This window comes from Grimontia sedimenti, from assembly GCF_011045095.1.
Taxonomy (GTDB): Bacteria; Pseudomonadota; Gammaproteobacteria; order Enterobacterales; family Vibrionaceae; genus Enterovibrio; species Enterovibrio sedimenti.
Genome location: NZ_JAALDL010000007.1, coordinates 107,278 through 128,386, shown reverse-complemented (window position 1 = coordinate 128,386; position 21,109 = coordinate 107,278). Strand labels below are relative to the sequence as shown.

Annotated in this window: 23 protein-coding genes, 1 other RNA gene and 2 pseudogenes; 18 read left to right on the top strand and 8 right to left on the bottom strand. The window is 49.6% G+C overall.

Translation table 11 applies throughout. From position 1 onward, the window contains the following. Position 1: 1 nt before the first annotated feature. On the bottom strand, positions 2 to 964 hold the full coding sequence (locus G5S52_RS11345) for a calcium/sodium antiporter (RefSeq protein ID WP_002537311.1): 963 nt from the start codon (positions 962 to 964) through the stop codon (positions 2 to 4). A 400-nt stretch (positions 965 to 1,364) separates the two neighbouring features. Between G5S52_RS11345 and mlaF the strand changes: the two genes are divergently transcribed. From mlaF to murA, 7 genes are read left to right on the top strand one after another with little or no spacing between them, the layout of a single operon-like run. Then, entirely contained in the window at positions 1,365 to 2,162 is a 798-nt protein-coding gene (mlaF, locus tag G5S52_RS11340; RefSeq protein ID WP_165013601.1) for a phospholipid ABC transporter ATP-binding protein MlaF, read from the top strand. A gap of 8 nt (positions 2,163 to 2,170) precedes the next feature. After that, the gene (mlaE, locus tag G5S52_RS11335) at positions 2,171 to 2,941 is read left to right on the top strand and encodes a lipid asymmetry maintenance ABC transporter permease subunit MlaE (RefSeq protein WP_192815500.1); all 771 of its coding nucleotides are present in this window, start codon (positions 2,171 to 2,173) and stop codon (positions 2,939 to 2,941) included. A 4-nt stretch (positions 2,942 to 2,945) separates the two neighbouring features. Beyond that, positions 2,946 to 3,422 (top strand): outer membrane lipid asymmetry maintenance protein MlaD, encoded by a 477-nt coding sequence (mlaD, locus tag G5S52_RS11330; protein ID WP_002537314.1) that lies wholly within the window; start codon positions 2,946 to 2,948, stop codon positions 3,420 to 3,422. Between the two features lie 5 nt (positions 3,423 to 3,427). Next, positions 3,428 to 4,075 carry an ABC transporter substrate-binding protein gene (locus tag G5S52_RS11325; protein ID WP_165013599.1) on the top strand — a complete coding sequence of 216 codons (648 nt, stop codon included), beginning with the start codon at positions 3,428 to 3,430 and terminating at the stop codon, positions 4,073 to 4,075. After that, positions 4,072 to 4,395, top strand: a complete 324-nt coding sequence (locus G5S52_RS11320; protein ID WP_165013597.1) for an STAS domain-containing protein — start codon at positions 4,072 to 4,074, stop codon at positions 4,393 to 4,395. The genes G5S52_RS11325 and G5S52_RS11320 overlap by 4 nt, the downstream gene beginning before the upstream one ends. A 2-nt stretch (positions 4,396 to 4,397) precedes the next feature. Then, positions 4,398 to 4,655, top strand: a complete 258-nt coding sequence (gene ibaG / locus G5S52_RS11315; protein WP_002537320.1) for a BolA family iron metabolism protein IbaG — start codon at positions 4,398 to 4,400, stop codon at positions 4,653 to 4,655. A gap of 16 nt (positions 4,656 to 4,671) precedes the next feature. After that, the gene (gene murA / locus G5S52_RS11310; protein WP_002537322.1) at positions 4,672 to 5,928 is read left to right on the top strand and encodes a UDP-N-acetylglucosamine 1-carboxyvinyltransferase; all 1,257 of its coding nucleotides are present in this window, start codon (positions 4,672 to 4,674) and stop codon (positions 5,926 to 5,928) included. A gap of 79 nt (positions 5,929 to 6,007) precedes the next feature. Here the strand turns inward: murA and degS are convergent, their stop codons facing one another. The 3 genes from degS to zapG all read right to left on the bottom strand — a co-directional run bounded on the left by degS (position 6,008) and on the right by zapG (position 9,081). Next, a complete protein-coding gene (gene degS / locus G5S52_RS11305) occupies positions 6,008 to 7,072 on the bottom strand; it encodes an outer membrane-stress sensor serine endopeptidase DegS (RefSeq protein WP_165013595.1) in 1,065 nt (354 codons plus the stop codon). Positions 7,073 to 7,212: 140 nt separating this feature from the next. Beyond that, entirely contained in the window at positions 7,213 to 8,580 is a 1,368-nt protein-coding gene (locus G5S52_RS11300; RefSeq protein ID WP_165013593.1) for a Do family serine endopeptidase, read from the bottom strand. Positions 8,581 to 8,667: 87 nt separating this feature from the next. Next, positions 8,668 to 9,081 (bottom strand): Z-ring associated protein ZapG, encoded by a 414-nt coding sequence (gene zapG, locus G5S52_RS11295; RefSeq protein ID WP_002537329.1) that lies wholly within the window; start codon positions 9,079 to 9,081, stop codon positions 8,668 to 8,670. A gap of 181 nt (positions 9,082 to 9,262) precedes the next feature. Here zapG and zapE point away from each other — a divergent pair, with 181 nt between their 5' ends. From zapE to sspB, 8 genes and pseudogenes are all read left to right on the top strand, one after another. Beyond that, positions 9,263 to 10,366, top strand: a complete 1,104-nt coding sequence (gene zapE / locus G5S52_RS11290; RefSeq protein WP_165013591.1) for a cell division protein ZapE — start codon at positions 9,263 to 9,265, stop codon at positions 10,364 to 10,366. Positions 10,367 to 10,599: 233 nt separating this feature from the next. Continuing rightward, the gene (gene rplM / locus G5S52_RS11285) at positions 10,600 to 11,028 is read left to right on the top strand and encodes a 50S ribosomal protein L13 (RefSeq protein WP_002537332.1); all 429 of its coding nucleotides are present in this window, start codon (positions 10,600 to 10,602) and stop codon (positions 11,026 to 11,028) included. A 12-nt stretch (positions 11,029 to 11,040) separates the two neighbouring features. Continuing rightward, a complete protein-coding gene (gene rpsI, locus G5S52_RS11280) occupies positions 11,041 to 11,430 on the top strand; it encodes a 30S ribosomal protein S9 (protein ID WP_002537334.1) in 390 nt (129 codons plus the stop codon). Between the two features lie 392 nt (positions 11,431 to 11,822). Beyond that, positions 11,823 to 12,413: a ubiquinol-cytochrome c reductase iron-sulfur subunit gene (gene petA / locus G5S52_RS11275; RefSeq protein ID WP_002537336.1), complete on the top strand. Its 591-nt coding sequence runs from the start codon at positions 11,823 to 11,825 to the stop codon at positions 12,411 to 12,413. Next, positions 12,413 to 13,672, top strand: a pseudogene (locus tag G5S52_RS11270) (cytochrome b); the annotation flags it as partial. The gene petA and the pseudogene G5S52_RS11270, both read left to right, overlap by 1 nt. A 1-nt stretch (position 13,673) precedes the next feature. Then, the gene (locus G5S52_RS11265) at positions 13,674 to 14,411 is read left to right on the top strand and encodes a cytochrome c1 (RefSeq protein ID WP_165013589.1); all 738 of its coding nucleotides are present in this window, start codon (positions 13,674 to 13,676) and stop codon (positions 14,409 to 14,411) included. 86 nt (positions 14,412 to 14,497) lie between these two features. Then, positions 14,498 to 15,133, top strand: a complete 636-nt coding sequence (sspA, locus tag G5S52_RS11260) for a stringent starvation protein SspA (protein WP_002537343.1) — start codon at positions 14,498 to 14,500, stop codon at positions 15,131 to 15,133. Continuing rightward, positions 15,133 to 15,615: a ClpXP protease specificity-enhancing factor gene (gene sspB / locus G5S52_RS11255; protein WP_165013587.1), complete on the top strand. Its 483-nt coding sequence runs from the start codon at positions 15,133 to 15,135 to the stop codon at positions 15,613 to 15,615. Before sspA ends, sspB begins: the two co-directional genes overlap by 1 nt. A gap of 41 nt (positions 15,616 to 15,656) precedes the next feature. Here the strand turns inward: sspB and G5S52_RS11250 are convergent, their stop codons facing one another. From G5S52_RS11250 to G5S52_RS11235, 4 genes are read right to left on the bottom strand one after another with little or no spacing between them, the layout of a single operon-like run. Continuing rightward, positions 15,657 to 16,205, bottom strand: coding sequence for a BON domain-containing protein (locus G5S52_RS11250; protein WP_165013585.1), 549 nt, complete (start codon positions 16,203 to 16,205; stop codon positions 15,657 to 15,659). A 2-nt stretch (positions 16,206 to 16,207) separates the two neighbouring features. Beyond that, positions 16,208 to 16,798 carry a phosphoheptose isomerase gene (locus tag G5S52_RS11245; RefSeq protein WP_002537348.1) on the bottom strand — a complete coding sequence of 197 codons (591 nt, stop codon included), beginning with the start codon at positions 16,796 to 16,798 and terminating at the stop codon, positions 16,208 to 16,210. Between the two features lie 3 nt (positions 16,799 to 16,801). Further along, entirely contained in the window at positions 16,802 to 17,170 is a 369-nt protein-coding gene (locus tag G5S52_RS11240; protein ID WP_165013583.1) for a YraN family protein, read from the bottom strand. Further along, on the bottom strand, positions 17,154 to 18,995 hold the full coding sequence (locus G5S52_RS11235) for a penicillin-binding protein activator (RefSeq protein ID WP_165013581.1): 1,842 nt from the start codon (positions 18,993 to 18,995) through the stop codon (positions 17,154 to 17,156). Before G5S52_RS11235 ends, G5S52_RS11240 begins: the two co-directional genes overlap by 17 nt. Positions 18,996 to 19,050: 55 nt before the next feature. Here G5S52_RS11235 and rsmI point away from each other — a divergent pair. The 3 genes and pseudogenes from rsmI to mraZ all read left to right on the top strand — a co-directional run bounded on the left by rsmI (position 19,051) and on the right by mraZ (position 21,099). Further along, a pseudogene (gene rsmI / locus G5S52_RS11230) lies at positions 19,051 to 19,910 on the top strand (16S rRNA (cytidine(1402)-2'-O)-methyltransferase). A 55-nt stretch (positions 19,911 to 19,965) separates the two neighbouring features. Beyond that, positions 19,966 to 20,345: RNase P RNA component class A (rnpB, locus tag G5S52_RS11225), an RNA gene on the top strand. A gap of 295 nt (positions 20,346 to 20,640) precedes the next feature. Further along, positions 20,641 to 21,099, top strand: a complete 459-nt coding sequence (gene mraZ / locus G5S52_RS11220; RefSeq protein WP_002537357.1) for a division/cell wall cluster transcriptional repressor MraZ — start codon at positions 20,641 to 20,643, stop codon at positions 21,097 to 21,099. The last annotated feature ends 10 nt before the right edge of the window (positions 21,100 to 21,109 follow it).

Genomic DNA, 21,109 nt, shown 5'->3' with positions numbered 1-21,109 from the left:
GTTATGCCGCAAGATGCGAGAACAGGTAGCCTTGGTAACCCACGAAGCAAACGAGAAGTGCAATGCCTTCCCAGCGGTTGATCGTGCGCGCTTTACCGACTGCAAACAGGAACAGCAATACAGAGAGTGCGAGCATGACATAAAAGTCACGATCCATCGCCAACGGGTTAATGGCCGATGGCGCCAGTATACCCGGAATGCCCATGACCGCGAGAATATTGAAGATGTTAGAGCCGATGATGTTGCCCACCGCCAGATCGTCTTCGCCTTTCATCACACCGGCAATCGATGCTGCCAGTTCAGGAAGACTGGTGCCGACCGCGACGATTGTCAGACCAATCACCAGGTCACTCATACCAAAAGCTTTTGCAATGATAACGGCAGAATCAACCACCATGTCTGCGCTGAAAATCAGAAGCACCAGACCAACAACAACCCAGATACCCGCAGAAACGTTACTGACGCCTTCAGGAATTTCAGATTCCTGCTCAGCAAGCATTGGATCTTCTTCTCCGCTCTCACGGCCAAACTTCATCATCAGAAGCAGGAATCCCGCAAAAAACACCGCGAGGAGCACGCCTTCAAAAAAGCTCAGGTAGTTGTTCCACAAAATAGCGCCTGCCAGCACAGTCACGCCTAACATAAGCGGTAACTCGCGGCGGAGGATGCCGGAACTGATAGCGAGTGGTTTAATCAAAGCCGTTACACCCAGAATCAGGGCGATGTTGGCAATGTTTGAACCGAGCACATTACCCACTGCCGTGTCGGTTTTCCCGCTTAATGCTGCGGTTGCCGACACTACCATTTCTGGCGCAGAGCTTCCCATGGCCAGAATAGTCATACCGATGACGAGTGGAGAAATGCCCACATTACGGGCGATAGCGGCTGCTCCGTAGACCAGTCTGTCAGCACTCCATACCAACAAACACAAGCCCACGACGAGAATGGCGGTCGCTTCAAACATTTAGATACCTTCAGAATTAGCTGGGGCTAAGAACAATACAAAAGGGCAATTTTGAACGCTAATTGAGTAAAAGTGAAGGAAAAGGACGGATGAGTTTCAGCAAGCTTCTCTTTATTAGCAAGACAGTGAAGTGTCTTCCAGCGTGTAGCCTCGTCCTTGATTCACAAAATAATAAAAAACCATACAAATTAAAGGTAAAAATGAGCGACCGTTTCTAGCCTAAAATGAGTGATCTTAATTCCAGTGGATGCATATAGGAAAAGACAGTGATTGTCTGAAAATTGATAGTTTTCTAATAAAGACTTTGCAAATGAATGGTGTACAATTACTTGTTTTGCCTTTGTCTCACCTCTATGATCGGGCAATTAACGCTCAAGGATAACAACGTCAAAGGGCCTTGATGAGTACTATGAATCTGGTTGAAGTGAACGACCTGACTTTCTCGCGTGGTGAGAGAGTGATTTTTGACAACGTCAGCCTAACTGTTCCTGTTGGAAAAGTGACGGCGATCATGGGGCCTTCCGGTATTGGCAAGACAACCCTGCTGAGACTGATTGGCGGGCAACTCCAGCCGGAAAATGGCACCATTGAATTCGCGGGTCAAAACATCCCGACGCTTTCGAGAAGCAAGCTTTACGATGTGCGCAAGCGCATGAGCATGCTTTTCCAGTCCGGTGCGCTGTTCACTGACATGACGGTCTTCGATAATGTCGCTTTTCCCCTACGCGAACACACTGAACTTTCAGAATCCCTGATCAAAACCATTGTGCTGTTAAAGCTTGAAGCGGTTGGTTTGCGAGGAGCCGACGACTTGATGCCAAGTAGCCTTTCTGGCGGCATGGCAAGGCGAGCGGCGTTGGCTCGGGCGATTGCGCTCGATCCCGAACTGATTATGTTCGATGAACCCTTTGTGGGTCAGGATCCGATAACTATGGGTGTCTTGGTTTCCCTTATCCGCAATCTCAATCAGGCACTGGGTTTGACTTCTATTGTGGTCTCTCACGATGTCCCTGAAGTGATGAGCATTGCGGATCATGTCTATTTGCTGGCCGATGGCAAGATCATCGCATCAGGCTCGCCGCAGTCTTTACGTGACAATCCTGATCCCCGAGTCAGTCAGTTTCTTCAGGGCGATGCTGACGGTCCTGTGCCGTTTCGTTACCCGGCCAAAGATATCAAACAGGAGCTTTTCTCGTGATTGTAAGCATGGTGCAGGCAATCGGCGCCCGCGCGATGGCGGTGTCCCAGACCATGGGACGGGCGACCTTTGTGCTGCTGGGCGCGCTGATCGGCAAACCTCAACCAAGAAAGATGTTCCCGTTGTTGCTGACCCAGATTTATTCCGTAGGTGTGCGCTCACTGGCGATCATCATGGTGTCAGGCCTTTTTATCGGCATGGTATTGAGCCTTCAGGGCTATCTGGTACTGGCCGACTTTGGCGCGGAAAGCTCTCTGGGGCAAATGGTAGCGTTGTCGCTACTACGGGAACTTGGCCCGGTCGTGACGGCACTCTTATTCGCGGGTCGCGCAGGCTCAGCGTTGACGGCAGAAATTGGTTTAATGAAAGCAACAGAGCAGCTTTCAAGTCTTGAGATGATGGCGGTTGATCCGCTCCGCCGTGTGGTTGCACCGCGTTTTTGGGCGGGTGTCATCTCCATGCCGCTTCTGGCAATGATTTTTATGATGGTGGGCATCTGGGGTGGACAGCTCGTAGGTGTTGACTGGAAAGGCATTGATTACGGCAGCTATTGGGCGGTGATGCAGTCATCCGTTGAGCTGGGTTACGACATTGGACAGTCTTTTATTAAGAGTCTGGTGTTTGCCATTACCGTGACCTGGATTGCTTTGTTTAATGGTTACGATGCGATCCCTACTTCAGAAGGGATCAGCCGAGCCACTACACGTACCGTTGTGCATTCGTCTTTAGCAGTGTTGGGATTGGACTTTGTCCTCACGGCACTGATGTTTGGGAGCTAATTAAATGCAACAAAACCGAAAAACAGAATTTTGGGTAGGCACATTTGTTATAGCCGGTATTGCCGCGGTGCTGCTGCTCATTTTTCAGGTCGCTGATGTCAAAAGCTTTTCGCGGTCTGAGCACTACTCACTCGAAGCGCATTTTGACAACATTGGTGGTTTGAAAGTTCGTTCCCCAGTGAAAGTGGGCGGCGTTGTGGTGGGTCGTGTTAGTAACATCGCTCTGACGGCGCCGGATTATATTCCGACCGTGACGATGGATATTGAGCGCAAATATGGCTATTTCCCAGAAACCAGCTCGGCGGCGATTCTGACCTCAGGGCTTCTGGGTGAGCAGTACATTGGTATTCGCCCGGGCTTTCTGGATGAGGATATTGATGTCCTTCAGGATGGCGACTTGTTGGAAGATACACGCTCAGCGATGGTGTTGGAGGACTTGATTGGTCAGTTCCTATACAGCGTCGGTGGGTCTGAGGAGTAAAAGTCATGAAAAAGTGGTTTGTTACGTTTTTCGCAGCGCTGACTGTTGCGATTTCATCGGTCTCTTTGGCGGCCCCAATTGATGCTAAAGACCCGTACCTTCTGATCAATAGTGTCGCGGAAAATGCGTTTAGTCGCTTGAAAGCAGACAAAGATCAGTACATCGAAAACCCAGAGCTTTTGCGCGTCGTGGTCAAAGAGGAGTTGATGCCATATATCAATGTCCGTTACGCCGCACTGAAAGTGCTAGGCCCACAGGCACGTAAAGCCAGCAAAGAAGAGCGAGACCTGTTCACTGAAGCTTTCTATGACTATCTCGTTGCATCGTATGCCCAGATCCTGACGCAATACACCGATCAGGAAATCAACGTGGAACCTGCCAAGAAAATAGATGCCAAACGTAAAGTGGTGTCAGTGCGCGTCGACATTCTTGACAAAGCCCGTCCACCAATCCGTTTGGACTTTGCCCTGCGTAAAAACGGCAAAACGGAAGAGTGGCAAGGCTTTGATGTACAGGTTGAAGGTGTGAGTATGCTGGACACCAAAACCAGCGAATGGAGCGGCGAACTTCGTCGTAATGGCATCGAAGACGTCGCCAACCAACTGATTGAACGCGCGAAAGCGCCTATTACCCGTGATGAGAGCGCGTCGTGAGTGAAGCATTATCACTTCAGCAACTCACAAATGGGCATTACTGCTTGTCAGGAGAGCTTGATCGTGACACAGTTCCAGCATTTTGGAGCCGCCGCGCCGATTGGCTGCCGTCAGACAAGCAGGTTGTACTCGATCTGTCTTCGTTAAAACGTGTCGATTCGGCGGGTATGGCAATGTTGCTCCACTTGCAGCAAGAGCTCAACGACAGACAACAAGCCCTGATGTTGAGTAACACTCCTTCGCAGCTTAGCGTCTTGCTGCAGCTGAGCAACGTGGAAAGTCTTTTTACTGATGAAAGTGCATCGGTTGACGGGGAATAGTTGTGGAACCTACTGAAATCAAAGCCATTCTAGAGCAAGCTCTAACGCTGGAAGAAATCCATGTTAAAGGTGACGGCAGTCACTTCGAAGTGATCGCAGTTGGCGATATGTTCGATGGCATGTCACGCGTGAAGAAACAGCAGACTATCTATGGCCCACTGATGGAACACATCAGAACCAATGCAATCCATGCTCTTAGCATCAAAGCGCTGACTCCAACTGAGTGGGCGCGCGACAAAAAACTGATGCAACCGCTATAAGTTCACGAGGAACAGCATGCAAAAATTCCGTGTCCACGGTGGTGGCCCACTGCGTGGTGAAGTCACTATTTCAGGTGCCAAGAATGCGGCACTGCCTATTTTGTTTGCCGCGCTGCTGGCTGAAGAGCCTGTAGAAGTCGCGAACGTTCCTAAATTGCGTGATATCGACACCACTATGGAGTTGTTATCACGTTTGGGTGCCAAAGTATCCCGCAACGGTTCTGTTCACGTTGATGCCAGTAACATCAACGAATTCTGTGCACCTTACGATCTGGTGAAAACCATGCGTGCATCTATTTGGGCGTTAGGTCCACTGGTTGCCCGCTTTGGTAAAGGTGAAGTGTCATTGCCAGGCGGTTGTGCCATCGGCGCACGTCCGGTTGACCTGCATATTCATGGTCTGGAGCAACTTGGCGCGACCATTACACTGGACGAAGGTTACGTGAAAGCCCATGTTGATGGCCGCCTGCAAGGTGCGCACATCGTTATGGATAAAGTCAGTGTTGGCGCAACAGTGACCATCATGTCTGCGGCAACGCTGGCAGAAGGCACTACAGTGATTGAAAACGCGGCGCGTGAACCTGAGATTGTGGACTGTGCGAAGTTCCTGAACACACTGGGTGCAAAAATCACTGGTGCAGGTACTGACGCTATCACAATTGAAGGTGTTGAGCGCTTGGGCGGTGGCTATCATGAAGTGGTTGCTGACCGTATCGAAACTGGCACCTTCTTAGTCGGTGCGGCGGTATCTGGCGGTAAGGTGATGTGTCACAACACCTCACCAAAATTGATGGAAGCGGTACTGGCTAAGCTGGAAGAGGCGGGCGCGCTGGTGGAAAGTGGTGAAGACTGGATTTCGCTGGACATGACGGATCGCGAGCTGAAAGCTGTGAATATCCGTACGGCTCCACATCCGGGTTTCCCAACCGATATGCAGGCGCAATTTACACTGCTTAACCTGATGGCGAAAGGCACAGGTATCATCACAGAAACGATTTTTGAGAACCGTTTCATGCACGTGCCAGAGCTGCAACGCATGGGGGCTCACGCTGAAATCGAAGGTAACACTGTGGTTTGTGGTGATTGCGATGGTCTGAGTGGTGCTCAGGTGATGGCAACTGACCTACGTGCTTCTGCGAGCCTTGTGATTGCTGGTGCGATTGCAAAAGGTGAAACCATCGTTGACCGTATTTATCATATCGATCGTGGTTACGAGCACATCGAAGATAAGCTTAAAAAGCTGGGTGTCAGCATTGAACGTTTCAGTGACTAATTGCTTATAGCAATAGATGAAGAGAAGGCCACTTAAGAAGTGGCCTTTTTTGTTTTTGTTGAACTTGTGGGTAGTGTGTCTACTGAAGTTTTTCTTCGCCAATCGTGACTATGACATCAATAGGTTGACCGTTTCTGATCACTTTGAAAGGCACTTTTGTGCCAGGGCGGATATCAACCACGATATCCAGGGCATTGCGGACACTGCTAACAGGCTTTTCATTTATCGCGATTATCAAGTCATTGACCTTAAGTCCCGATTTTTCCGCAGGCCCGTTCGGGTCCATGCTTCCCACCATCACGCCGCTTAATTGTTCCGCATCAAGAAGTCTTGCCATTACAGGGTTCACTTCGCGTCCTTCCACACCAATATAACCGCGGATAACCCGACCATCAGCAATCAGTTTTTGCATGATCTTTAATGTGAGTGAGTAAGGAATGGCAAAAGAGATGCCATAGGTATCTACATCGGTGGCTTGCTGGAATGATGCGGTATTGATACCGACTAACTCGCCACGGCTGTTGACCAAGGCACCGCCAGAGTTACCTTTGTTGATCGCTGCATCGGTTTGCAGAAAGTCTTGCTGGCGGTTAAAGCTCATCCCCGCACGACCCGTTGCTGAGATAATGCCGAAGGTTGTGGTTTGACCAAGGTTATAGGGGTTTCCGATAGCAAGTACCACGTCACCGACAGCAGGTTCATAGCTGTCGTTAAATGGGATCACAGGCAGGCTATCTAGCTCAATCTTCAATACCGCCAAGTCGGTACGTTGATCTTTACCTACCAGTTGCGCAGTACTGATACGGCCATCCTGCAACGCAACAATGATTTGGTCAGCTCTGGCGACGACATGGTAGTTGGTCACAATGTAGCCTTTGTCGCTCATAATGACGCCGGATCCAAGCCCTTCGGCATTGAGCTGCAAGCGGTTTTCGGCGCTATAACGGCGGGTGTAGATGTTCACAACGGCAGGGGAGGCACGTCGGACGGCATAGTTATAGGAAATCAGGTTGTTGTTGACTTCAAACGTGGCAAGTGTCGCTTCAGGTAACAGTTGGGAACTTCGTAACGAAGGAATGGCAATAAGCAGCACAGCAGCGACCAAAACGCCGTACACCACAGAACGTGCTAAAAAAGCCAGCATGCAATTCCCCATAAAGCCGCGAAATACAAAGCACCGAGAATACCACTGAATGGTCTGTATGAGTAGCTGACAAGGCCGAATAAAAAAGAGCCTGACACGGTCAGGCTCCTGATTTGAAACGCTTTGCGTAAAGCGTTTGCTTAGCGGATCACCAGATACATGGTAGATTCGCCGCGCAGAATGTTAAGTGCCAACACAGACGGTTTGCTCTCAAGTTGTTTGCGCAGATCGCCAAGGTTTTTTATCTTGTTTCGGTTCAGTCCAACAATCACGTCGTCCTGCTTTAAGCCATAGCGGGCGGCGATAGAGTCTTTTTCGACACTTGAAACGCGAACCCCAGACACTTTGCCTTCTTTATAGTTTTCCAGCTCTGCGCCTTTGAGTGCCTCGTGTAGCGTCTCTGCATTGGCTTTGGCAAGGCTGGCTTCTTTCAGCTTAGCGGTAACGGTCTTTTCTTTACCGTCCCGAATAATGCCAAGCTTCACGTCTTTGCCCGCGCCCAGCGTCGCGATTTTTGCGCGAAGTTCACCGAAGCTGCGAATTTCCTTCCCGTTCACAGAAACGATAATGTCACCGGCTTCGATACCTGCTTTTTCTGCGGCTGAGTCAGGTACAATTTGGCTGACAAAAGCGCCATGGTTTGTTTCATAACCAAATGCTTCTGCGAGCTCTGATGTCAGTTCGCCACCTTGCACGCCCAGCACGCCGCGTTTCACTTCACCAAACTCAAGGATCTGGTCGACGAGGTTTTTCGCCATGTTCACGGGAATGGCAAAGCCAATACCGACATTGCCGCCGTTCGGGCCGAGAATAGCGGTGTTAATGCCGACCAGTTCACCATTCAGGTTGACCAGCGCGCCACCAGAGTTACCACTGTTGATCGCCGCATCAGTCTGGATGAAGTTTTCAAAGTTTTCGACATTCAAACCACTGCGGCCCAGTGCTGAAATGATGCCAGAAGTGACGGTTTGACCAAGGCCAAATGGGTTACCAATCGCAATGGCGAAATCACCAACACGTAGCGCATCTGAATCAGCGAGCTTGATTTCAGTCAGATCATCCGTTTCTTCCAGCTTGAGCAATGCGACGTCAGACATGCCATCGCTGCCGATAAGCTCTGCATCGTACTCGCGGCCATCGTGCAATTGAACACGGATTTTATCTGCACCATCAATCACATGATGGTTAGTGATCACAAACCCTTTGTCCGCGTCAATAATGACGCCCGACCCCAAGCCACGGAAAGGACGCTCTCTGACTTGTTCAGAAGGAAAGTCCGGGCCAAAGAAGAAACGGAAAGATTCAGGAATGCGTTGTTTTGATGTATGGCTGCCTTCCACAGCAATACTGACGACTGCTGGGCTCACAGCTTCAAGCATAGGCGCAAGGCTAGGCAGACTCTCACCGGCAACCGCGGCTGGTAATGCTGCAGTTGTCGGCAAGGCTGTCATGGTTGTACTAACGGCAAGTGCAATCGCACTTAAAGTAAGCAAAGACTTCTTTTTCATAAACACACTCCCCTCTATAGGTACGTTTTAAGAGTGGGGGTGGGTCAAAAAAGTTCAATGCCCCGTTATTTGATATTTGTGATCGAGTTAACTCGCTTTGCTGGTTTCTTTTTGGTCTTTCAGCAAACCTGACGCGCCATCAGAATAGTCGCGAGGCGGCTCTTGAGAAGGTTCTTGCTCTTCAGTCACTTCCGACAGTTTGCTGATGCGTTTTGCAAAAGGGTTGTCCTGCTCAGGCAAATTCGGCATTAATTCTGCTGAAGTGTTGGCCATGTGTTGATACAGCTTACTGTAATCGCGGGAGATATTGTCGAGCAGCTCTGCGCTCTGCGCGAAGTGGTCTACCAACTCCTGACGATACTGTTCCAATTCATAGCGCGACTTCTCTAACTCTTTTTTCAGATCTTTTTGTTGAGAATTATCACGCATTGTCAGGCGGGCAATAATGAAGCCAATGACAATACCAATGATCACAAATACCAGCGTGTTGATCCAAGCCATAAGTGCTCCTTAACTTATTCCAACCGGTTGGATAAATTGCAGTTTTTTTGCCGATGAAATGGCAATCAAAAGAAAACTACAAACCCCTTAATACTCTTGGTTTACTATACATGCCAAGATAGACGCATGGTACTATTGATTTTGAGAACGCCACGGGTGCGAGTGAGAGCTAGGTTCAAGGATGACACCACTAGAGCAATACCATAACGACTTACAAAGACCAGACTTTTTTGAAGATGCTTCCCAACGCAATGCGGTTGAGAAACTGGAAGATCTTTACCATCGCCTGGTAGAAAGGGCGAACGCACCGGTTGAAAAACAGGGCTTTTTGGAATCCCTGTTTAAGAAGAAATCGCCCGTGAAAGCACCGGAAAAGGGGCTTTACTTCTGGGGTGGTGTTGGCCGCGGTAAAACTTATCTTGTTGATACCTTCTTCGAAAGCCTGCCGTTTGATAAGAAACTGCGGATGCACTTTCATCGATTTATGCACCGTGTGCATCACGAGTTGAAGCTCCTTGATGGCGAACAGGATCCTTTGCAGAAGATTGCCGATAAGCTCGCCGACGAAGCCCATATTCTTTGTTTTGATGAGTTTTTCGTTTCTGATATTACGGATGCGATGATCTTGGGTACGCTGATGGAAGCTTTGTTTGAGCGTGGGATCTGTCTGGTTGCGACGTCAAATATTGTTCCGGATGAACTGTACCGAAACGGTTTGCAACGTGCTCGATTCCTCCCTGCCATCGCCCTTATTAATCAGCATTGCGAAGTGGTGAACGTTGATGCGGGCACGGATTATCGTTTACGAACGTTGGAGCAGGCAGAGATCTTTCATTTCCCTTTAGATGAAGCTGCAGGCGAAAACCTCAAAGAGTACTTCTATAAGCTGGCCACCGAGCCTTGTCATGAATCACTGGAAATCGAAATTAACAACCGAAAGCTGATCGCAGAGCGTGAAGCCGAAGGGGTAGTCCACTTTGAATTCGCCACGTTATGCGATAGTCCGCGTAGCCAATCTGACTATATAGAGATAGCTCGCCTTTACCACACGGTTTTACTGGCAAACGTACCGCAAATGGGCCTCTCAAAGGATGATGCTGCGCGTCGATTTATCGCGATGGTCGATGAATTCTATGAAAGACACGTGAAACTTATCATTTCCGCTGAAGTCGCCTTGAATTCACTGTACACAGATGGTCGCTTGTCATTCGAATTTAAGCGCTGCATTTCGCGTCTGAAAGAGATGCAAAGCCATGATTACTTGGCTTTGGAGCATCTTCCATAACCAGTCTTGCGGTAATGACAGTATTGATAAAAATCCAATGGAGAAAAAGTCAGGACTTTTTTTGAAAAAAAGGTGATTTTTTCTCCACCCTTCCTTATAATCCTGCGACCCACCGTTACTGTTGAAAGGCTTCGGCCGAGGGAACCACCACTCGAAGGGGTGTTGAATGGGCTCTTAACAGTGGGAGCGAGAGCTCCTTAAGTGAAATCTAAATTTATCGGGTAATTATTAGCATGAAAACATTCGTTGCTAAACCAGAAACTGTAAAACGCGACTGGTACATTGTAGACGCAGAAGGTAAAACTCTGGGTCGTATCGCAACTGAAATCGCATCTCGTCTGCGTGGTAAGCACAAGCCGGAGTACACTCCGCACGTTGACACTGGTGACTACATCGTAGTTATCAACGCGGAAAAAGTTAAAGTAACTGGCGCGAAAACTACTGACAAGATGTACTACCACCACTCTGGTTTCATGGGTGGCATCAAGTCAATCAGCTTCGACAAACTGATCGCTAAGAAACCAGAAATGGTTATCGAGCTTGCTGTTAAAGGTATGCTACCACGCGGTCCTCTAGGTCGTGCAATGTACCGTAAACTGAAAGTTTACGCGGGCGCAGAGCACAAGCACGCGGCACAACAACCGCAAGTACTGGACATCTAAGGGGACTTCAAAATGGCAGAACAATACTACGGCACAGGTCGTCGCAAAAGCTCCGCAGCTCGTGTATTCATCAAGCCGGGCAGCGGTAACATCGTAATCAACAAGCGTTCTCTGGAAACCTACTTCGGTCGTCCAACCGCTCGCATGGTTGTTATGCAACCTCTTGAGCTGGTAGAAATGACTGAGAAGCTGGACCTGTACATCACCGTTGCTGGTGGTGGTATCTCTGGTCAAGCAGGTGCAATCCGCCACGGTATCACCCGTGCGCTGATGGAATACGATGAGACTCTGCGTCCTGCACTGCGCGCAGCTGGCTTCGTTACTCGTGACGCACGTCGCGTTGAACGTAAGAAAGTTGGTCTGCGTAAAGCACGTCGTCGTCCACAATTCTCTAAGCGTTAATTCGCTTCCGGATTATCCGGGAATTCTGGTCCAAAAAGCCTGGCTTATGCCGGGCTTTTTATTATCTCCATTCAGGCATTTACCCCTCCCGTCAATGCGCGAACTGTGCGCTTGTCCCCAATTTCCTCATTTTGACATTTCTGCAAATTTTTTCTTTTTTGGCAGTTAGTTAAAAAAACGGTGTATACCTCACATTTGTTACAAAAAGGTAGCTTTATCTTGTCAAAAAGTGGGGTTTTCCTTATCATTTAGGCGACGTATTAATAGGTTTTTGTTAGATAAACCACCCGTTTCTACGTGAGAAAAATACTTAATTTGAGTTAGCCGTACGCTCCAGGGACGCATAAGGAATGTTATAAGAATCCATGCGGGAGCACATGGGAGAATGTTGGATGAGCAATGCGCCAGTGAATTCCGGCCGACGCCGTTTCCTGACTCTATCAACCGCTGTGGTTGGTGGTGTGGGTGCAGCAGCAGTCGCTGTACCTTTTATCAAGTCATGGAACCCTAGCGCCAAAGCAAAGGCTGCCGGTGCTCCGGTCGAAGTCGATGTGAGTAAGATTGAAGAAGGTCAGTTAGTCAGGGTTATTTGGCAGGGCAAGCCGGTCTGGGTTGTTCGCCGTAGTGAGCAGACGCTGGAAACGTTGAATGAGATTGGTGAGCAACTTCGCGATCCTGAATCTCTCGAACCACAGCAACCTGAATATGTTGTTAACGCCTACCGTTCAGTAAAACCTGAGATTTTTGTTGCTGTTGGTCTGTGTACCCACCTGGGTTGTTCGCCAACGTATCTGCCTGATAGCTTTGGTGAGCAGGTTGAAGGGGTTTCTTCTGGTTTCTTCTGCCCTTGTCACGGCTCTAAGTTTGATATGGCTGGCCGTGTATTTAAGAGTGTGCCAGCGCCACTTAATCTGGTTGTTCCACCTTACACGTACCTTAACGATAACCGTATTTTGGTTGGCGCAGATGAGGGGACAGCGTAATGGAAAACTTGATTAACTGGTTCGAGAAACGCCTTCCAGCGATGAATGCTTATAAAAAGCATTTGTCTGAATACCCAATGCCGAAAAACTTTAACTTCTGGTACCTGTTTGGCTCTTTGGCCATGCTGGTATTGGTCAATCAGCTTTTAACCGGCATTTGGCTGACCATGAGCTATAACCCTTCTGCAGAAGGTGCTTTTGCGTCAATTGAATATATTATGCGAGATGTGGAATACGGATGGCTGCTGCGCTACATGCACTCCACCGGTGCTTCTGCGTTCTTCGTGGTCGTTTATCTGCACATGTTCCGTGGCCTGATTTATGGTTCGTACCAGAAACCACGCGAGCTGCTGTGGATTTTCGGTATGCTGATCTTCCTGGCACTGATGGCGGAAGCTTTCATGGGCTACCTGCTGCCATGGGGTCAGATGTCTTACTGGGGCGCACAGGTAATCATTTCCCTGTTTGGTGCGATTCCGGTTATCGGTGACGACCTGACTTTGTGGATTCGTGGTGATTATGTCCTTTCTGGTGCAACATTGAACCGTTTCTTTGCGCTTCATGTTGTTGCTTTACCTATCGTGATTCTGTTGCTGGTTGTGCTGCACATTCTGGCGCTGCACGAAGTGGGTTCAAACAACCCGGATGGTATTGAGACCAAGTTGCCTAAGGGCACTAAAGGTGAAGGGTACGAAACCCAGTTCCCATTCCACGAGTACTACACCAAGAAGTACGACATCATCGATTCTGTGCCTTTCCACCCTTACGGTACGGTGAAAGATCTGATTGGTGTGGGTCTGTTCGGTATTCTGTTTGCTTACGTTATCTTCTTCAATCCAGAGATGGGCGGTTACTTCCTTGAGCCACCTAACTTTGAAGCAGCTAACCCGCTGAAGACACCTGAGCACATTGCGCCTGTGTGGTACTTCACCCCATTCTACGCCATCCTCCGTGCAGTTCCTGACAAACTGTTGGGTGTTGTAATGATGGGCCTCTCCATCGCTGTTCTGTTCCTGCTGCCATGGCTGGATCGCTGTAAGGTACGCTCTTACCGTTACCGCAGCAAAATCCACCTGGCAAACATTGCGCAGTTTACTGTTTCATTCATTGCGCTGGGTATTCTGGGTGCGCTGCCAGCAACCCCAACTTATACCCTGTTGGCACAGATCTTTAGCTTTGGTTACTTCATGTTCTTTGTTGCGCTGTTCTTCTACAGTAAAAACGAAGCGACGAAACCATTACCGGAGAGGGTGAACTACAATGAAGAAGTGGATTGTAATGCTGTTTGCTCTGCTGCCTTCTCTGGCGATGGCGGCGGGTCCAAGCATTCCATTGGATGCAGCAAACAACGATTTGTCAGATAAAGCATCATTGCAAAACGGTGCCAAGCTTTTCATGAACTACTGTTTTGGCTGTCATGCCACGCAGTACCAGCGCTATGAGCGTATCTCAGAAGACTTGGATATCCCGAAAGAACTGATGCTGGAAAATCTGGTTTTTGACAGCAATGCGAAAATCGGTGATCTGGTGACCAATGCGATGACCGCAGAAGATGGTGCGACCTTCTTTGGTGGCCCGGCACCAGACCTGACGCTGGTTGCTCGTGTTCGTGGTACAGACTGGATTTACACCTACCTGCGTTCTTTCTACCAAGATGACTCTCGTCCGTTTGGTGTGAACAACTCAGTGTTCCCAAGCGTGGGTATGCCTCACGTACTCGAAGAGCTTCAAGGTACACCAGTCAAGCAGTATAAAACCGTACTGGTTGATGGTGAACAGGTTCAGGAATTCATCGGTATTGAATCACTGGGTAACGGTGAGTTGAGCCCTGACGAGTACGACGACGCGGTTCGTGACTTGGTGAACTTCCTTGAGTACTCAGGTGAGCCTAACAAGCTTGAGCGTCAGCAAATGGGTTATTGGGTGATTGGCTTTATGGTCATTTTCCTCATCCTAGCCATTTTGCTCAAGAAAGAGTATTGGCGTGACGTTCACTGATCGGTTAATCTAGTGAGTTGCTGATCCACAATGGGAGCAGGTGCTCCCATTGTTTTTTCTATAGATGAAACATTCTGGAGGGGTTAATGGCTGTTGCTGCCAATAAACGCTCGGTGATGACGTTGTATTCAGACGCATCAGACATGTATAGCCATCAGGTTCGCATCGTTCTGGCAGAGAAAGGTGTGACATACGAGATTGAGCTTGTTGATCCAAATAACCTGCCAGAGGATTTACTCGATCTGAATCCGTATAACTCGGTTCCGACTCTGGTTGACCGTGAGTTGGCGTTGTATAACGCAAACATCATCATGGAATACCTGGATGAGCGTTTCCCACATCCGCCGCTGATGCCGGTTTACCCGGTAGCACGTGGTAACAGCCGTCTGATGATGTACCGCATCGAACGTAACTGGTACACACTGGCTGAGAAAATTGAAAAAGGCAATGCAGAAGAAGCCGACAAAGCGCGTCGTCAACTGCGTGAAGAGCTGTTGGCTCTGGCACCTGTTTTTGCTGAGTATCCTTTCTTCATGAGCGAAGAGTTTAGCTTGGTTGATTGCTACCTGGCTCCGCTGCTGTGGCGTTTGCCGGTAATGGGCATCGAATTGAGCGGTCCTGGTGCTAAAGAAGTGAAAACTTACATGGCGCGCGTATTTGAACGTGATTCATTCCTGGCTTCTCTGACTGAAGCTGAGCGTGAGATGCGTCTGGCGCAATAATGAGCGACATCAATCTCAAGCCTCGACGCCCGTATCTGTTACGGGCGTTTTACGACTGGTTACTCGACAACGATCTGACGCCACACCTGGTTGTGGATGCAACCATGCCCTACGTGAATGTACCTTTTGAGTACGTACAGGATGGACAGATCGTATTGAACGTTGCACCGCGTGCGGTTGGCAACCTTGAATTGGGTAATGACGAAGTCAGTTTCAATGCACGATTCGGTGGTCGACCGATGCTGGTGACTGTGCCTATGTATGCTGTGATGGCAATTTATGCACGTGAAAATGGTGCTGGCACCATGTTCGATCCAGAGCCAGCATACGATGAAGAGCTGGAGCGTATTGAATCTGAACCGGAACTCAATGCTGTCGAGGAAGTGCAGGAAGATGCGGAAACTGTTGTGGAGACTGAGGAGCCAACTTCAGAGCCAGAGCAGAAACCCAAAGGTCGTCCGACACTGACCGTCGTCAAATAAAAAAAGCAGCCTAGGCTGCTTTTTTCATGTCTGAATCTGACTTACTCGTTATTTGCGCTTGGCTCGTAATACTGAAAACCTTTGATGACCTGCTTAACGCCACTTAGGTTACGGGCAATTTCAGTGGCTTCATTCGCTTGCTCGCGAGTGACATAGCCTAGCAAAAAGACCTCGCTGTCTTCTGTGATCACTTTGATGTTCACGTTACGGAGCTTCTTGCTGCCAATAAGAGCTGATTTCACCTTGGTGGTGATCCAAGTGTCTTTGGAAACATCACCCACAGACAAAGGCGCCTTGATGCGTATTTGGTCGTAGACGGTCTCTACGCCTTCCAGTTCTCGGACTTTAGTAAGGATACCGTTTTTGAGGTCTTCGGTTTTCGCCTGACCAATCAATAACAGTTTGCCATCGTAGGAAACGGCGTTAACACGGGTATCGCCTTTAAAAGGAGCTTTATTAACGATCCCGGCGACTTCCATTCCTAGTTTTGTGTCTTGCCATTCCGTCTTCGCGGTACGGGTATCCTGCTCGTAAATCGCGGAACAGGCACTCAACCCCAATACTGCTGCAAGTAAAAGCGCCTTTTTCATGGTTATTCTCCGTGCGTCGGGAACAGGTATTGATCGATAAGATCGCAAAGTGTGTGCAAGGTGATCAGGTGAACTTCCTGTACGCGGGAAGTACGCTGGGAAGGAATGCGGATTTCCACATCCTGCTCACCCAAGAGGCCTGCCATTTCACCGCCATCTTTGCCGGTAAGCGCAACAATGGTCATGTCACGGGTTACGGCGGCTTCCATTGCCTTGATAATGTCTTTGCTGTTACCGCTGGTAGACAGCGCCAATAGCACGTCACCGCCTTGTCCGAATGCTCGTACCTGCTTGGAGAAGACTTCATCGTGGTGGTAATCGTTCGCGACCGCTGTCAGTGTGACGGTATCCGCTGTCAATGCCAATGCTGGCAGGCTAGGGCGCTCTGTTTCAAAGCGGTTAAGCAGACAGGAAGCGAAATGCTGAGCATTTGCTGCGGAGCCACCGTTACCACAACACAGGATTTTGTTGCCGTTAAGCAGACACTGCACCATGACCATCGCGGCTTTGGAAATCTGCTCTGGCAAGGCTTCTGCTGCAGCGATCTGTGTCTGGATACTCTCGGTGAAACTCTCTTTGATGCTATCTAGCATTGATTACCCTTCAAATACGATATTTTTCATCCAGTTTACCGAGTTTACGTTGCCTTCAAAAGTCACGGCATCAAATCTAAACTCGGTATGTGTCGCGGACAGGCCATTTTTCGCCAGCCACAAATAGGCTGCTTTGAGCATGCGTTGTTGTTTTCGTGGAGAAATACTGGCGGCGGCGCCACCATAAGTGGTTTGGTTGCGGTATTTCACCTCAACGAAAACGAGGCAGCTTTGCTCCCGCATGATGAGATCCAATTCGCCGCCCTTGAAGCGGGCATTCTTTTCGATGGTCTTAAGGCCCTGCCGCTCGAGAAAGCGGCAGGCCTGTATTTCATAGTGATCGCCGGTTTGCTTTTTACTTAACCGAAACAATCCCCTGATCCCCAAACATTGCCCAGGAAACACTACGGTTGACGGTGCAGTAATCACCCAGTGACAATTCACCTGACAACCCTTCAAAGCGGTATTCAGGCAATGCCTGCATTTGAGGAAGTGCTTCAATCAACGCATACGCGTCCATTCCCAGTGCGTAAAGGCGAGTCATACCGTTATCGAGCCCTGGCCAGAGTTGGTTGAAGCGCGCGGCGGCAGGATTGTTGGGCTCAACCAGAAGTGGAACGTCACTGAATTCGATACCGCGAAGCTCCCCAATTTCGCCAACACCGTTCACACGGTTGTTAGAGCGTGAGCTTGAGTACAATTTCGGCGGTTGAACATCTGGGTTGATGGCGACTTCAATGAACGGCTTAAGCAGTGTGAGCTCGCCTGCGTTGGCAACAAGGTAAACGGCATCAACATCGCGGCGGCTGCGCTGCTCTGATTCCATTTCCATTCCCAGAAGCTGTTGCATTTGCTGAATACGCCCTTGGCTCTCGGTTAAGCCAAATACGCGTTGGACGGTCTTCTGCATGGCTGCACGGTTTTTGAAAAATTCAATTTCTGCAGGCTCGCCGGTTTGCTCTTCCCACTGTTTAGAGAAGGCTTCACTGACGCGTCGACCAAAGCCATTGTCCGGGGCAATCACCAATGGGTATTGGTGCTTGTTCTGTTCAATATGTAATGCAGCTTGCTCAGCTTCCTGCTCTGGAGAGAGTGTGAAGAAGCAGGTGTTTGCTGCGCCGTCTTCCTCTCTAGGGATATTCAGTGCAAGCGTTGGAATCGCGTTCTGGCTCACTGTCAGGAACTCTTCAATTTTATCTTTGCGAAGAGGGCCGATAGCAAACTGAATACCGTCAGTACGCATTTGGTTGACGATGTCAGTCGTTGACAGTCCGTTGGTGTCGTAGAACATCACTGAAGGCGCAGTATTGCCCGAATCATCATCCAGCAGCGCTTGTACCAAACCATTACGAATGGCTTCACCCTGTGCCGCGAACTTGTCGCTCAGAGGCAGCATCACACCGATGCGGTCAGGACGGAGGATCTCCATCGACTGAAGTGCAGTCAGGTCATTCGGTAGGTAGCGGTTAGCCGGGTGAGATGAATTGGCTGCTAGCCATTGGTTCAGCGCTTCTTGTTGCTGAGCAGGACGACCCGAGTAACGGCGAAGGAGGTTCACCAACTCGACCCAGCCATTCAGGACTGGATTGGTGGTTGCAGACAGGGAGCTCAGCTCTGAAGGTGACATTTTCACCAGCAGTGTCCAAACGTTTTCCCAGTTTTGCTGCTTATCGTAGTTGTCCGTAATGTAAGGAGAGCCTTCGGCATAAGAGAGCACAGCACCTGGCATGTTGCCCAGTGCTTCGTAAAGTTCACCTTTCAACAGGTAATAGCGCTGGTATTGAATAGCCGGAATACCCCAAGATGGCTGGAAGTTCAGGTTATCAACAGCGGTCTGCAGATCGCCTTTTTGCTGAGATAACAAGGCGCGGTTCAGTTGCCATTCGGAAAGTTGCAGTGGGGGCAGTGGCAGTTTTGCCAAACGACTAACCAAAACATCGGCTTGTGCGTACTGTTTTTCAGCAATCAGTGCTTTTAACGCCAACAGATACCAGTCAGCTTTTGCTTCTCCGGTTTCGGTTTCTGCTTTCAGCAAATAGAAAGTCGATGACTCCAGCGCCGGCGCTGTGATGTCATATTGCGGTCCTTGCTCAACAGGTGGTGTGGTGGTACACGCCGAAAGCACCAATGCCAGCGCGATTGGTGGAAGAACTCGTGATACACTTTTGCACTTATGGGTTATTTTACGCATGAACATCTTCTGTCCGTAACTTGTTGCCCTCTATATTAATCGCCGAAGGGTTGTGAAACAAATGACTGATGAAACTTCAACCATGGTTGACGTCTCAACTTTATATATCGTGCCGACACCGATCGGAAACCTGGGAGATATCACCCAGCGTGCTTTGGAGATTTTGCAGCAGGTCGACATCATCGCTGCCGAGGATACCCGCCACACTGGTAAACTACTGTCCCATTTTGGAATCACCACCCGAACTTTCGCGCTGCATGACCATAATGAACAACAGAAAGCAGATTTTCTGATTGAAAAATTGGTCAGTGGGCAAAATATTGCGCTGGTGTCTGATGCGGGCACGCCGTTGATATCCGATCCAGGTTACCATTGGTGACCCGTTGTCGTCAGGCGGGTGTTAAAGTTGTTCCTTTGCCGGGGCCTTGTGCAGTTATCACCGCGTTGAGTGCGTCAGGTTTACCTTCTGATCGCTTCAGCTTCGAAGGCTTCCTGCCCCCGAAAAGTAAAGGGCGCCGAGATAAGTTTTCTGATATTGCAGAAGATCCACGAACTCTGATTTTTTACGAATCACCACACCGTATTCTCGATACGCTCGATGACATGCTGGCGGTACTGGGCGCGGAACGTCAGGTAGTGTTGGCACGGGAGCTGACCAAAACCTATGAAACTATTCATGGCGCGCCGCTGGGCGAGTTGATTGAATGGCTGAATGAAGACAGCAACCGTATCCGTGGTGAGATGGTACTTTTGATTGCGGGTCACCGTGCAGAGAAAGAGGATTTGCCATTGGAGGCAACCAAAGCGGTTACCTTGCTGGCGAAGGAGTTGCCATTGAAGAAGGCGGCTGCGATTGCAGCTGAGCTATATAACGTGAAAAAAAATGCCCTCTATAAGTGGGGTTTAGAAAATCTCGAGTAAGAAGCCCGGTGTTTTCGCTGGATCCGTGGCGGTGAACTCTATATAATCCGCCGCCTGAGTTGGCCGGGTAGCCGCTGCTTCGTTGATGTCCTTTGGGAGACTGACGAGGGGGAGGAAAGTCCGGGCTCCACAGGGCAGGGTGCCAGGTAACGCCTGGGGGGCGCAAGCCTACGACCAGTGCAACAGAGAGCAAACCGCCGATGGCTCTTCGGAGATCAGGTAAGGGTGAAAGGGTGCGGTAAGAGCGCACCGCGCGACTGGCAACAGTTCGTGGCACGGTAAACTCCACCCGGAGCAAGACCAAATAGGTCCCCTTTGGCGCGGCCCGCGTTGGGGACGGGTAGGTTGCTGGAGCCTGTGAGCGATTGCAGGCCTAGACGAATGGCTACCACCGTTTTTACGGTACAGAACCCGGCTTATAGGCCGACTCACTAAATAAAATGGGCGAGTTTAGCGATAAACTTGCCCCAGAGAAGGCGAGCATTAGCTCGCCTTCTTTTGTTTTGGCTTCAGTAAAAGTCAACAGGCCCCAATGGGGAATGTCGTGCGGTTAAAAAATGCACGGCGCAGTAAGGTGTTCAAGCTGTTGAAATAGAATGCGCTTCGCGATTACGTGATCTTTGTCGCGCTAGATGCTTGCTTGACTTTCTTTTTGCCTGATACTTACACTTCCTAGTGGGAAAATGTGGAATAAAGTGGGTTATTCTGGTGAAAAAGGGTAGTCAGTGACATGTTGAGGGGCGTCAGCGCCATATCGCCCGACGCGAAAGGTCGCGTCGCATTGCCAAAGCGTTATCGGGAAGAACTCGATGCGTTGTGCGATGGCGTGTTTGTCTGCACCATTGATCATCAGTTACCATGCCTGCTGCTTTACCCCTTGCCTGAATGGGAGCGCATCGAAGCCAAGCTATCCCGCTTATCCAGCCTCAATCCAGCCGAGCGTCGTTTACAGCGATTGCTGCTTGGTCATGCGTTTGAGTGTGAGATGGACGGACAGGGGCGAATTCTGATTGCACCTACACTGCGCGATTACGCCGGTTTGAATGGTAAAGCCATGCTGGTGGGACAGCTCAACAAGTTTGAGATTTGGAACAGCGACAAGTGGCAGCAACAGATCGACCAGGATATTCAACATCAAGCCGAATCAGCGGAAGCGCTGAGCGACAGGCTCAGTAACTTATCGCTTTAGGTAATCAAGA

What these genes read in the sequence shown, in the direction of transcription:
- G5S52_RS11250 (WP_165013585.1), bottom strand. Translation starts at nt 16,205, where the DNA reads ATGAAAAAGGCGCTTTTACTTGCAGCAGTATTGGGGTTGAGTGCCTGT.
- mraZ (WP_002537357.1), top strand. Translation starts at nt 20,641, where the DNA reads ATGTTGAGGGGCGTCAGCGCCATATCGCCCGACGCGAAAGGTCGCGTC.
- mlaD (WP_002537314.1), top strand. Translation starts at nt 2,946, where the DNA reads ATGCAACAAAACCGAAAAACAGAATTTTGGGTAGGCACATTTGTTATA.
- G5S52_RS11300 (WP_165013593.1), bottom strand. Translation starts at nt 8,580, where the DNA reads ATGAAAAAGAAGTCTTTGCTTACTTTAAGTGCGATTGCACTTGCCGTT.
- G5S52_RS11265 (WP_165013589.1), top strand. Translation starts at nt 13,674, where the DNA reads ATGAAGAAGTGGATTGTAATGCTGTTTGCTCTGCTGCCTTCTCTGGCG.
- murA (WP_002537322.1), top strand. Translation starts at nt 4,672, where the DNA reads ATGCAAAAATTCCGTGTCCACGGTGGTGGCCCACTGCGTGGTGAAGTC.
- rpsI (WP_002537334.1), top strand. Translation starts at nt 11,041, where the DNA reads ATGGCAGAACAATACTACGGCACAGGTCGTCGCAAAAGCTCCGCAGCT.
- G5S52_RS11325 (WP_165013599.1), top strand. Translation starts at nt 3,428, where the DNA reads ATGAAAAAGTGGTTTGTTACGTTTTTCGCAGCGCTGACTGTTGCGATT.
- G5S52_RS11235 (WP_165013581.1), bottom strand. Translation starts at nt 18,995, where the DNA reads ATGTTCATGCGTAAAATAACCCATAAGTGCAAAAGTGTATCACGAGTT.
- zapG (WP_002537329.1), bottom strand. Translation starts at nt 9,081, where the DNA reads ATGGCTTGGATCAACACGCTGGTATTTGTGATCATTGGTATTGTCATT.
- sspA (WP_002537343.1), top strand. Translation starts at nt 14,498, where the DNA reads ATGGCTGTTGCTGCCAATAAACGCTCGGTGATGACGTTGTATTCAGAC.
- mlaF (WP_165013601.1), top strand. Translation starts at nt 1,365, where the DNA reads ATGAGTACTATGAATCTGGTTGAAGTGAACGACCTGACTTTCTCGCGT.
- degS (WP_165013595.1), bottom strand. Translation starts at nt 7,072, where the DNA reads ATGCTGGCTTTTTTAGCACGTTCTGTGGTGTACGGCGTTTTGGTCGCT.
- mlaE (WP_192815500.1), top strand. Translation starts at nt 2,171, where the DNA reads ATGGTGCAGGCAATCGGCGCCCGCGCGATGGCGGTGTCCCAGACCATG.
- sspB (WP_165013587.1), top strand. Translation starts at nt 15,133, where the DNA reads ATGAGCGACATCAATCTCAAGCCTCGACGCCCGTATCTGTTACGGGCG.
- G5S52_RS11245 (WP_002537348.1), bottom strand. Translation starts at nt 16,798, where the DNA reads ATGCTAGATAGCATCAAAGAGAGTTTCACCGAGAGTATCCAGACACAG.
- rplM (WP_002537332.1), top strand. Translation starts at nt 10,600, where the DNA reads ATGAAAACATTCGTTGCTAAACCAGAAACTGTAAAACGCGACTGGTAC.
- petA (WP_002537336.1), top strand. Translation starts at nt 11,823, where the DNA reads ATGAGCAATGCGCCAGTGAATTCCGGCCGACGCCGTTTCCTGACTCTA.
- G5S52_RS11345 (WP_002537311.1), bottom strand. Translation starts at nt 964, where the DNA reads ATGTTTGAAGCGACCGCCATTCTCGTCGTGGGCTTGTGTTTGTTGGTA.
- zapE (WP_165013591.1), top strand. Translation starts at nt 9,263, where the DNA reads ATGACACCACTAGAGCAATACCATAACGACTTACAAAGACCAGACTTT.